At 28.9% G+C, this 12007-nt stretch carries 15 protein-coding genes; all 15 read right to left on the bottom strand.

Annotated elements, in window-relative coordinates; translation table 11 throughout:
• Nucleotides 1-21: 21 nt before the first annotated feature.
• Nucleotides 22-885, bottom strand: coding sequence for a DUF5694 domain-containing protein (locus tag FHG05_RS00075; protein ID WP_198172256.1), 864 nt, complete (start codon nucleotides 883-885; stop codon nucleotides 22-24).
• A 329-nt stretch (nucleotides 886-1214) separates the two neighbouring features.
• Nucleotides 1215-2012 (bottom strand): leucine-rich repeat domain-containing protein, encoded by a 798-nt coding sequence (locus FHG05_RS00070; RefSeq protein WP_140995978.1) that lies wholly within the window; start codon nucleotides 2010-2012, stop codon nucleotides 1215-1217.
• 36 nt (nucleotides 2013-2048) lie between these two features.
• On the bottom strand, nucleotides 2049-2873 hold the full coding sequence (locus FHG05_RS00065) for a hypothetical protein (protein WP_140995977.1): 825 nt from the start codon (nucleotides 2871-2873) through the stop codon (nucleotides 2049-2051).
• Nucleotides 2874-3233: 360 nt separating this feature from the next.
• Nucleotides 3234-3482, bottom strand: a complete 249-nt coding sequence (locus FHG05_RS00060; protein ID WP_140995976.1) for a hypothetical protein — start codon at nucleotides 3480-3482, stop codon at nucleotides 3234-3236.
• A 151-nt stretch (nucleotides 3483-3633) separates the two neighbouring features.
• Entirely contained in the window at nucleotides 3634-4548 is a 915-nt protein-coding gene (locus FHG05_RS00055; protein ID WP_140995975.1) for a hypothetical protein, read from the bottom strand.
• A gap of 86 nt (nucleotides 4549-4634) precedes the next feature.
• Entirely contained in the window at nucleotides 4635-5174 is a 540-nt protein-coding gene (locus FHG05_RS00050) for a helix-turn-helix domain-containing protein (protein WP_140995974.1), read from the bottom strand.
• 204 nt (nucleotides 5175-5378) lie between these two features.
• The gene (locus tag FHG05_RS00045) at nucleotides 5379-5990 is read right to left on the bottom strand and encodes a hypothetical protein (RefSeq protein WP_140995973.1); all 612 of its coding nucleotides are present in this window, start codon (nucleotides 5988-5990) and stop codon (nucleotides 5379-5381) included.
• Between the two features lie 69 nt (nucleotides 5991-6059).
• Nucleotides 6060-6524 carry a hypothetical protein gene (locus tag FHG05_RS00040; RefSeq protein WP_140995972.1) on the bottom strand — a complete coding sequence of 155 codons (465 nt, stop codon included), beginning with the start codon at nucleotides 6522-6524 and terminating at the stop codon, nucleotides 6060-6062.
• A gap of 196 nt (nucleotides 6525-6720) precedes the next feature.
• The gene (locus FHG05_RS00035; protein WP_140995971.1) at nucleotides 6721-7200 is read right to left on the bottom strand and encodes a hypothetical protein; all 480 of its coding nucleotides are present in this window, start codon (nucleotides 7198-7200) and stop codon (nucleotides 6721-6723) included.
• 188 nt (nucleotides 7201-7388) lie between these two features.
• A complete protein-coding gene (locus FHG05_RS00030) occupies nucleotides 7389-8339 on the bottom strand; it encodes a two-component regulator propeller domain-containing protein (RefSeq protein WP_140995970.1) in 951 nt (316 codons plus the stop codon).
• 219 nt (nucleotides 8340-8558) lie between these two features.
• A complete protein-coding gene (locus FHG05_RS00025; protein ID WP_140995969.1) occupies nucleotides 8559-8909 on the bottom strand; it encodes a hypothetical protein in 351 nt (116 codons plus the stop codon).
• A gap of 793 nt (nucleotides 8910-9702) precedes the next feature.
• A complete protein-coding gene (locus FHG05_RS00020; RefSeq protein WP_140995968.1) occupies nucleotides 9703-10026 on the bottom strand; it encodes a hypothetical protein in 324 nt (107 codons plus the stop codon).
• Between the two features lie 8 nt (nucleotides 10027-10034).
• Nucleotides 10035-10352: a hypothetical protein gene (locus FHG05_RS00015; RefSeq protein WP_140995967.1), complete on the bottom strand. Its 318-nt coding sequence runs from the start codon at nucleotides 10350-10352 to the stop codon at nucleotides 10035-10037.
• Between the two features lie 171 nt (nucleotides 10353-10523).
• Entirely contained in the window at nucleotides 10524-10925 is a 402-nt protein-coding gene (locus tag FHG05_RS00010) for an immunity 22 family protein (RefSeq protein WP_140995966.1), read from the bottom strand.
• 191 nt (nucleotides 10926-11116) lie between these two features.
• On the bottom strand, nucleotides 11117-11572 hold the full coding sequence (locus FHG05_RS00005; RefSeq protein ID WP_140995965.1) for a hypothetical protein: 456 nt from the start codon (nucleotides 11570-11572) through the stop codon (nucleotides 11117-11119).
• Nucleotides 11573-12007 lie beyond the last annotated feature (435 nt).

The raw sequence follows: 12007 nt of genomic DNA, 5'->3' as shown, positions 1-12007 counted from the left end.
TAGTACTGTATTTGGTGTTTATTAATTTAGATATTCCGATATATCAACTATTTTATAATTTGGATTATGCTCAAACAAACCTTTGAGTACGCCTATATGCAATTGTCCCATAATAAGTATCATTTTATTAGAATTATGTTTTAACTGTGTATTTAAAATATTCGAGTATATTTTGAGGTTTCTGTTGTAAAATAAAGTGATGTATTCAGCACCTATATATTTTGTATCAATTGCACCAATGTCTACTGTATTGGTTCCATTTTTAGAAAATTCACCATTTACCACATAAGCAGGTACATTAAAAATCAGGTTATGGGTTAAGTCGATAAGTTTATCTTGATTCATTATTTTTATATATTCATAAATTGATAAACTGTCTTGTTGTACTTTTTGTTTCAACGGTCTCGCTGTTTGCATTAGTTCTTTTAGTCCATTTTTAAAGACCTCTATATTATCTCCAGATTGTAATAAGGATTGCGAAGTGGATTCATAATGGTCAATTCCATAGACACTTTTTAAGTTTAAAATTTTTGCTAATCGGAAACCCACTTGATAGGTTTCTGAAGCTCCATAATCGATATCAGAAAGTTTTAAATTATTGTTTTTGTATGCATTATATAAACTATCCAACTGATTTTGTTCGCTGGGTTCTTTTTCAACTAGTATGATGTCTGGTGAAAAGGCTTTTAGTTTTTCAGTTATTTTACTAATTTCTTGTTGCTTTTTTTTACTGAAAATATTGGAAGAAGGAGTTCCGTTGTCCATTTGGCCTAAATGATCAAATCCAACTAAAAGAATTTCTGTTTTAGATTTATTTTGAGCTGAAATTTGACAATGAATTAGAATCGTTACAATTAAAGTGGTAATTACTGTTTTTACTTTCATTTTGTTTTTTTTGCATGGAGCACTACACTCTAAAAAATGGGTTAGTGACTGCGTGGAAGAATGATTTCTTGCTAAGATAAGATTTTTCAGAGGGAAAATGAAAGTTATTGTAAAGATTAATTAAAAAATTAAAAAGTTGTTAATAGGCAGTTTTATGTAATTTCCAATTTAACTTTTTTAGTATTATCCAACTGCATAATTTTAGTGATGTTGTATCAAAATTATGTCCTTGTAAATATCACAAACATTCTGTTTAGTTGGAGATTTTGTATGGATAATCCAAAAGATAGTCAATAAAGTAAATCGTTATTAGGCAACTGTATAAGAGTTTACCAAAATTTCCCTTCAAATAGTTGTTCGTTTTTATAATCCCAATCAACAAAAAATCCAGCTTTTAATTTTGGATGATTCTTTTTTATTTTTTCAACTATTTCAAACTTTATGTTTCCTGAATAATCAAATCTTTCCAAGTTTTCAATTTCTAAAAGATAATTAAAAGAATTTTTATCTACTAGTGAAGTACAGCCTAAATCTAAGTGTTTTAATTTTTTAAGGTTTTTAAAAATTTTCAAGCTTTCAATTTTTAAATTTTTTGGTCCAACAACGTAGCCATGTAAAGCAACTCCTATTAAACTATTAATATTTCCAATTACTTCATAATTTTCTATTTTGAAACAGTTTTCAATTCTAAGTTGAAATAATTTTGTTTTTTCTAAAATTGAAATATCTTTAAGTTGAGTAAAACTTTCGATTTCAAATCGCTTCAATCTTTTTAGTTTGGGTAATTGAGACAAATCAGTAATTTTTGATGAATCAATTATTAATTCTTCTAAATTTGGTATTTTACTCAATGAATCAAATAGTTCTTGTTTAATTCCAAAAGTGATTTTCATTCTTTTTACTTCATTTAGTGTAGGAAAAATATCCATCCATTTTTTTTCGATTTCTAACTTCCCTTTGGAATTTAAAGTATGGTATAAAAACGATAAACTATGAATATGTATATTTTCTGAATTTAATTTTTTATCGTTAAATTGTTGGACAAATACATATGTTGGATCAGATTCACTTCCTTTGTAAAACTCACTTAATTTAAATCTGTCTGTTTTATTTTTTATGTTTTCCATATTTAAAAACTAACTAACGTACTTTTGCTTTTTCTGTTAAATATTGATAGAAAATGAATTCTGTAAATACTTTTTACATTGCTCATGATTTTCTAAATTAGAATATAAGTTGATATCATATTCAGTTCCGTTAATATTTAATTTGATTGTGTTTTTTTCTTTGTCAAAAATCAGATTAGCAATTCCGTTATCAATGTTCAATTTAAGTTTTTCCAAATCTTCAAATTCAGAACAAATGGTTTCGGCTAATTCGTCTTCATCATTACTTGGTGAAACAGTTGTCCAATTGGAATACATGGATTTATAATCATATTCAAAAGCTCTCTCAATTAATTTCGATACTGCTTTTTCTTTTTGTCCCAAATCATTTAAAAATCGGTATTTCCAAAATGCCAAATCCACTTTTTGATAAATAAAAGAGGTTAGCGAAGTAGTTTCAAATGTCATTTCATTATCAGCCTTTTCTACGTAACTCAAGCCTTTCTCAAATTTTCTTTTTTTACCATAGTAACTTGCTAGTCTCATTGTAGCATGATAGCGATAATTTTTATATGGTTTTCCATTTTCATGGTTTTCATCTTTATCATTTAAGTCAGAATCGATGATTTTTTGGTAGTATTTCAGTATATTCTTTTCATCATCATTTTCAATGTAGTAATGCAGAATATTCCCAAGAGTCACACCGTATGTAGATGAAGTTTTTTCTGCTTTGTTCTCAATCTCTTTCCAAACTTTTAGAGCTTTTTTTTCTTCTCCCTTTTTATAAAGTTCAATACCTTCATCAATTTTTTTGTTAAGATTTTCTTGAGCAAAAAAATGACTTGAGAACAAAATTATCAATATCAGTACTGTTTTTTTCATAATTTGAGGTAACTTTTTTGGGCTAGCAGCTGTTAAGGTATTTTATTACAAGTCCTATCAAATATACAAATACTTTTGGATTTTTGGAGACAAGAGCAGAAAAGGAGAGCGAATGAAACATTTTACGGAATAGTTCCCACCAAGCTTTATTTCATTAATTAGTTGCTCAAGTTCGCTTATGGGGATTTTGACTACAGATTCAATTCTATTATCTTCATTTTCGATGATTAAAGTTCCAGTATAATCCTCTTGAAGGCCTATCTGATTAACTGAGAAAGTCAATTTTTTATGTTCTATACTTTTTTTTCGCCCCTAAACCAGCCATAATTAGCTTCGTATTCAATATTTGATATATTTAATTTAATTGTTTCTTCTCCGTATGTATTCCATAATAAAACACGCAACAGATAGAATCCCATATATCCAAATAGAAACAGTCCTATGATATCCGATATGAAATCCTTTTCCAGAGGAAACTCCAAATATCATTCCAGTTAAAGGTAAAAGTAATGAAGTAAATGAAAGGAAAAATAGTAGACCTCTAATTACGAAAGATGATTTTTTGACTTTTAGAGTTAAGGATCTATTGTTTATAGAATATTGCTTCATTCGTTTGGTTAACTGTAGTTAACGTTTTACGACTATATGTAGTGGTGTTAAACCAATACCAAGTCAAACCAAATATAGAGATGTTTTTGAAAATTACAAGAAACCAGCACTTTTTCCCTCATTTAGGTAATATGATGTTACCTGTAGTTTTTTAGTAAATACACATTTTCAATTCTTTACAGTCAATAAAAATAGCGTTATTCAAAAATGTTTTATTCCCAAGCATTCCTCCAGACATTCCCGAAAATTTCATCAAATAATATTGGGTTTTTGAATATCCTTCCACATAAGTTATTTGATTAAGAGGAATTTTTGTGCTTCCAAAATCTATTTTTGAAATTGTATTTGTCGTAAAAGTTGTCAAAGTTCTTCCCCAAGAATTTGATTTTTCAAGAGTTACTTTTGAGTTAGGTAATTTGAGTTGATTCCAATTTTCTTTACTTGTTAAAAGTTCGTATGCACTTGTTCCTGTATCATATAAAAATTTCATATTTTCATTATTCAGTTTTGCAGGAATTATGATTTTTCTTTTCTTGAAATTAAAATCAAATAAGTTTCCATTAAAAAGAGTAGGTGTTTCGGATAAATTTAATTTCAACCAATTTTCTTTAAAATTTATGATTGTTTTTCTATTCTCTAAAATGTCTGAACCTAATGTTCCAATAATTTTTGGCTCATTATTTTTTACTTTTTTACCGTAGTCAATTATTTTGAAATTTTCGGATTCGATTTCTGTATTTCCGATTTTAAATGAGGCTTTTCCTTTTTCGTTGTTTTGTTTTATTGATGCAATATTTTCGATGGCTTTTTTATAAAATAAAGTATAGGGACTTCCAGTGTCAAATTGTATAAAATATTTTATCGTGTCATTTTCAAAATGAATTGGCAAAAGTATTGCACTTTTATTTTCATCTTCCCATTTTATTTTGATGTTTCCACTTTCATTTTTTACAATCAAGTAATTTTTTTCAGGTGTAAATTTTCTGTCAAAGTATATATATCCAATTAGAATAGATAATGCAACTAATATAAAAAATGAGATGATAATTCTTTTAAATATTTTCATTGATTTTTTTCTGCAATTTTCCGAAAATAATTGTTGTGTTTTCTAAAAATCAATGCGACATTTTTACGTCAATTTACTGTCATTAATTATAAGAAGTTGGTTTTCAGTTTTATATTTAATTTTTTTTTGGTGTTTAAACTTTTTCCGTTTATAATAACAATGATGAGTTTAAGAACAAGAAAAATTATAATAACGTAAAGAAAAAATGGTGTTTTTATAGAAAAATATTTTTGAATAAACGGACATAAAATAAGCGCAATTGAAAAAAGTGTAGTAATAATTATTTCAATGCTTACAATGTTTTTTCCTAATTGTTTATTGTATACATCTTTAGTGTTATAAGTTAAAATAAAGGGAAGAATTATTCCACCAAATGGAATTATTAAACCAGCCAATGCAGAAAGATTAATTTCTTTTGCTCTTTCAATAGATATTTCTTTTTCAGATGTGAAAAATAAATTTTGGGGTTCAGTTTCTAGTGCGTTTGCTATTACATTTAGGGTATAACCTTTTAAACGACTTCCAGATTCAATGCGTTGAATTGTTCTTAAAGAAATGCCTGATTTTTCAGCAAGTTCAGTTTGAGTTAGTTTTTTTTGTTCTCTCAAAATTTTAACCTTATTCATTGATCACGGATTACTTTTCAAATTGCACATAATGTTTTGCCACCTTTGGCAGTTGTGTAAATTTAGCCTAAATGTTTACAAGTACAAAATTCCTAGTATATTTTCGGAGATACCTGTCAGTATTCGAACTGACAAAGTAAAATTCTGAAGTAGGCGAGAAACCACAATAACAGCTAACCAATGTTGTATATAGTACTTCTTATTTTATAGTCCTTTAATATAACAGTCAAAAAAAGGTCTTTCACGATATACTGCATTTTCGTCATAATCAGTTGGCCATTCAAGAAATGGGACTTTATGTTTTTTTATTTCTCCGGATTTAGAAATATAACTGTGATTAATTATTTCTTTAATATCATTTGATTTGTAACCTTTTGGCATTTGAAAAAAATCAAATAAAAATCTACTTCCAAAAGCAAATACTTTTTCATCTTTCATTTTTACACAAAATCCAGTCCAAGACATTGTTGTTTCTCCTTCTATTTGGTCAAGAATGTTTTTTGAAAATGCAAACGGACTAATTTCAATTCTGTCAATATCATATTCATTTAAATTATTTCCATTAGTTACAAATAATTCAACTATTTCTTTATAACGATTTTTTGAACTGCTCTTGAAAATGCTAATTCCTTTTTTTTCTTGTTCAAATCTTTTTATGGCAAGTTGAGTTATTAATTCAGGATTTCGAAATCTAACACAAGGAATATAAGTTCCATCAGTTAAGTAAACAGAAGCTCTGAATCCATTACCATAGATTTGGTCAAATAATGGTTCTATATTGGCTTTTAAAAAATCAATTTTTTCTTCGCTTGTCATTTTATTAGCATTATGTACAACGTTCTCGTATAGTAGATTCGGACGTAGTCGAATCCGCCGTAATTGTGATTATACATTGTTGTAAGCAGTTTTTATTGCGTTTTTTATATAAATCATAATTCCGTTTACAATTATTGGAAGTGAAATTATTACAATAAAATACTTAAAATTTTCAGCATTTCCGTATTCAATTCCGATAATTAAGTTTCCGATTATCCATATTACAGAACTTATAGAAAAGATAATCAGCATCTTTTTTGAATTCCGCATTAATCTTTCCACGTTTTCAGGCTCATATTCTCTAAATTCAAGTTCCATGTTATGCTCAAGTCCGCTTACATAAATTGCATAAAAAACAAATGAAAATCCGAAAGTTAATATCAAGATTATTTGTCCAATTTTAAAAATCGGATTTAGTTCCGTAATTGATTTTACGTATTCAAATGATTTTCCAAAAGCGAGTAAAATCAAAAACAGAAAGATTGCAATTATCCAACCCTTATATTCTGTTCTTATGTACTTTTTGATGTTCATCCGATTGTTTTGTCAAATTGCAAACAACGGTTTGCAGCTTGTATCAGTTGCGTAAATTTAGCCTAAAAGTTTACAAGTACAAAACTCCTCGTGGAATTTTCGGAGACCCGAGCACAGAGTGCGAACTGACGAAGTAAAATTCCGAACACAAGCCAAGCCTAGCAATTGCTACAAACGGCTATTGGCTACAGTTATTTTATTCATCTTCTTTATTCATTTCAACAATTAGCTCATTCCAATTCAAATAATTTGATTCAATTCGGCTTTTCTTCAGATTACTTTTCTCATATTTTATTTCATAAATAAAGGCTCCATTTTCATTCTCAAGTAAGAAATACAAGTTTTCATTTCCGTTCCTGTCTTTTATTATTTTCTGATTTAAGAATTCAGAGTTGTTAAATGGTCCGATTTCAATTTGTCCTATTAGGCTATCATTTTCAAAATATTCAGTTGATATTCTAATTGATTTAATTCCAGAATTCGATATATTTTTTATTTCGCTGAAGAACTTTTTCCCATTTAGAGTATCAAATTCAAAAGTTGTCACTGCGTATTCTTTATTCGGAAGTTCTTCATTTTTAATTCGGTCAATTTCATTCCTAAAATTATTATCAGAATTATTGTTTTTACAAGAAATCGAAAGTATTATAATTATCAAATAAATTGTCTTTTTCACTTGATGATGTTTTAATTGTAGCTAACGGTTGGGCTATGAGTAGTTGCGTGGTTTAGCATGTAACTTTGCAAGTACACGCCAAACTGACAAGAGCTCAGCGAATTGGCGTAAGCAAAATCCGCAAGGATTTTCAGAAGTAGACGAGAACAAGCAATTACTTATAGCCATTGTTGTAACACGTACTTTTTTTATAGCGTTATTTTAATCAGTCCAAAATTCGTTGCGACCCAAACTATATTTTCTTGAGTAGCGATATCCAATATTGTATTCTTATACATTCCTTCTCTAAAGTATATTGGCTCAATTTCATTCCCAGTCATTTTTATCATTCCGTTGTTTGTTGCCATCCAAATTGTCCCATTTTTATCCACTTCAATGTCTCTGACCATATGGTCAGGAATTTTCGAGTTTGATTTATTGAAATGAGTCCATTTTCCATTTTCCATTATTGATAAGCCACCATTTCCAAATCCTCCACCATAACCAACATACAGCTTATTATCTATATACTTTACTGCTCTAACAACTGATAGCTGTAATTCAGAGTTTTCATCATCAAGAATTTTCCATTCTCCGTTTGAGCGAATTATCAAGCCACTATTGTGTCCTATAGCGATATCTCCGTTTTCATTGATATCCATTGCTCTTACCGTAATTCCTTTTTTTGGAATATCAATTTCAGACCAAGAAACTCCATTAAATTTGAAAATTCCGTTGCCTCCTCCGAAATATATATTCCCATCTTTATCTTCTGCAAAATCAATAACTGAAATATTTGAAACGGGAATTTCTTTAGTTGTATAAATTGTCCATTCAGTTCCATCAAATTTGGCAATTTCAGAGTTCGGTTTAGAATAATTCAGCCAAATGTTTCCTTTTGAATCTTTAAAGATTGGTGTTACTGCATCTCCTTTGATTGCTGAATTTTCTTTATTGTTATTCTTAAATTCTCCGTTTTCATAAGTTATAAGTCCGAATTTCACAGTTCCTAAATATAACTTTCCGTTATTGTCAACCGTTACTTCCCAAAGGTCATTATCTGTTATCTCGGAATTATCTGTGTCAAAAAGTTCAGCAGTTTGACTGAAAGAAGTCATTGCTATTAGACAAAAAAATATGGTAGTAAATTTTAATTTCATTCGTTTTCTCGTATGTGTTACAACGTTAGGCCGCTTGTAGCAGTTGCGTAAATTTAAGCCAAAAGATTACAAGTACAAAACTCCTTATGGAATTTTCGGAGACACGAGCACAAAGTGCGAACTGACGAAGTAAAATTCCGAAAAAAAGCTAAGCCTAGCAATTGCTACAAACTGCTGTTATAAGCAGTTAGTTAAACTTTTGATATACTCATATTGTTACTATCTTTGAGAAAGTGTATCTTGAATTTCTACTGCATGAACATTTCTTAAATATTTTCCATTTTCATAAAATCTAATGGAATATAGAAAGCCATTTTTATTTCGAATATAAACCAAGCCATCTATTAAAATACCATTTATAAAAGTGCCTTGGATTAAAATTTGCCTATTTTTATTATAAAAAATATGTTTTCCATCTGTTATTTTTGTTATTTTTTCAAGTATACTATCTTTTTGAAGTTCATAGTAAACGTTTTGCTCGTTGCTTTTTTTTTGAGAAAACAACTTGGAAGAAAGTGCAATAAAGATTATTACAATTACGATTTTTTTTTTGTTTAAAAGACTTTTCATAAATTTAATTTATTGGTAAAAGTTTATAATATTCTGATTCAAAATAATATTTTTTAAAAGCTTCTGAGCGATTAAAACCATCATTCATTAATTTAAAAACTTTATTTGAATCAATATATAAATTTAAATATTCGTTTTTGCCAATTTCTAAATTGTAAGTATTCCAATAATTTATTTTTTACAATCATAATTTTGATTGCATTCTCAATTTTGATTTTCAAAGAATCTATTGGTTTTTTTTTAATAAAATGTTAATTCTTTCTAAACTGTATTTAGAGCCTTCAAAAATTGGTTCAATCGAATCTAATAATTGTTTTATCTTAGTAGTGTTATTTGTTTCTTTATATAACAAAAATAGCAACTCTTGAATTTCTATATCTGTTTGCATACGAGCTGTTCCTCAAAATCCATAATCTGCTTTTTCACTCTATTTAGTAGTCTTTCTACTTTTTCATATTTTCTCTCCTCAATTTTTATCTAACTTTATGAATTAAAGATTAATCTTAACCATAATTTTTTTACGGAAATTAATGCAAATACAAAAAAAAGTATTTTTCATTTTTATCTAATTATTGTTGGTCGCGTACTAGTTGCTTACGGTCTTGTGTATGAAACGTAGCGTACAAAAAGACACTAACTTTTCGGATTAACAGTGAGCCAAATTTTTATATTTTGTTTTTAATTTTTTACTTTTTAAAAGCCAAATTAAAAATTTGGCGGACTATCTAAATATGCACAAACCTTTCGATTAAGCATTTATTAGCTATGTTTTATACACTGTGTTGGCAAATCGTTATTTCAATTTATTAAGTTTCGAAATGAAATCAAACAAATCTTTTTGAAATTGCCCAGAGTACTTTCCAAAATAAATATCAATTTCTGAATGACCAATGATTGAGCACCCATTAGCATTATCCATTGTTTCATTGCCTATTAAATCACCATATTTTCCATTTCCGAATATTGAAAAATTTATTTTTAATAAACAATCTCCATCTCCATTAGGTCTTGAAATTTCCCAAATATTCAAAAACTCATTTGTAGATAAATCCGTTCTAATAATCCATTTAGAATTTTCTAATTCAGATTTTATTTTTTCTATATGCAACTTGCTCATTTTTATTATTAAGGTTTTTTACCAATAATAAAATCCCCAGTAGTCAATCCAATGTGATCTTTGAATTCAATCCATTGCATTCTATCATCAGTTTCACAATCATTCATAAGTCTATATTCAGAATAACCAGTATTCATATCAGGTAGTTTTACCATCTCATATTTGTTAACCTCTTCGAGTTTTAATTCAGAGATTTTATTTAACCAGTTTATTGCCTTCTTAATTTGTGCTATTCTTTCAATATTAGCATCTGTATTTTCTTTACTTTTTAGTTTTTCAACTAGTAAATCTTTATCCGCTAATAAAGTTTTGATTACATATTCCATTAATTATTTACTGTTTCTACTATTGTTTGCCAACGGTTTGCGGCTAGTGGCTTTTTGCGAAACCAGCGAACTGCGTACTGTCAGCTAAGATAGAATTTTTACGTGAAAAACAAACGTGAAACTACGAAAAACCAGCAATGGCTACTAACCGCTGTTGGCAGCAGTTCATGATTACTTTTGATATTCTTTCTTGAAAACAAACCTTATAGTTTTTTGATCGTTGCTGCTTTCATAATCAAACAAATCTTGGTTCGACGCGTTTTCTCCCTTTTCTCCAAATAAAAAAGTTATCGTATTGTAAGTTGAAATATTCTGCTTCGAAAGTTCGACAATCAAATCGTCAAAGAAATATTCAGAATCTAAGACAACTTCTTTATTTTCTTTAAGTTCAGAAATCGAAAGTTTTTCAAACCACCAACTTTCTATAAAATCTTCGTCATAATATTCAAGTTCTGAATCTTTTACAAACTGCGATATATCATCGTCTTCGTAGTTGAATGAAAAGTATTTATTATAGAAATTCTCTTTTGAATCAAACTCTCCAATCCAAACACAAACAACTTTATTTTTCATATTTTGTAGTTAATTTTTAGCACAAGTTTGGCGAATTACCGCTAACGGACTAGTATAACCGTCAGTTACGGATAAATATACGAAAATTTTCGGTTTAGCACAGGCTTTAGCAATTCCGAGTGGATTCGGACGTAGTCGAATCCGCCGTAATTGCGGTTATACATTGTTATATGCAGTGGTTCTTTTGTCCGTCACCGTTGCCATCCTTCAATTTTAAAGTTTTTTTCAATTAGTTTTCGTTCTTTTCTACCATTGTCGGGAACAAACCAAACTTCAAATCTTGCGGCATAAGGTTTACCCCAATCTCCTTCATAAATTGTAAAAATACCTTCTGTACTATAACCTTCTCTTGCAGTCATTTCAAACTTTGCTGTCGTATCACTTGAATTAAAAACTTTTATTCTGCTTCTTTCTTTAAGTCTGTCTGCTGATAAAGGGTCGTTGTGTGTAACTTCAAATGCTTTTAAATAACAATAACCACTCTCAATTTTTTTTGTCCAAACAGCGTATGAATAAAGTCCTGGTTGAAATGAGTTGTAAATGTAAAAGTCAATGTCTGCAATGTCAGTTGGTTCAGTTTGGTCAAGTGGCTCATTGATTTTTAGATTTGTCGAAATTTTTAAATTGTCAGCGTATGTGTCCGGCATTGATTGGTCTTTCCAAAACAAGGCTATTGAGTAAAAGAAAAATGCAACCAATGAAACTCCAATAATTGTTGTCGTCAAAATTGCAAAACGCCAGCGTTTTTTTACTAACTGATATATTGTCGAAATGATTAGTCCTAAAAAACCAAGAACAAATAGCAGAAAAGAGTAGTCTTGTAGTTTGCGGATATATGTCAACTCACACAAAACCATAATTAAAGCTGTCAACCCGAAAACAAGAACAGGTCGCCACCATTTGTCGAAGAAATATGTTAAGATTTTCGTCATTGTCGTTTAATTGTTGTGTGTTGTCCTACCATAGCATATAACGGTTTGCCGCTTGTAGCAGTTGCGTAAATTTAAACCAAAAGTTTACAAGTACAAAACTCCTTGTGGAATTTTCGGAGACCCGAGCACAGAGTGCGAACTGATGAAGTA

Origin of the sequence: Flavobacterium profundi, from assembly GCF_006491645.1 — a bacterium.
GTDB classification, from domain to species: Bacteria; Bacteroidota; Bacteroidia; order Flavobacteriales; family Flavobacteriaceae; genus Flavobacterium; species Flavobacterium profundi.
Note: the sequence above shows the minus strand (reverse complement) of the source record. Positions and strands in the feature narration are given on the sequence as shown.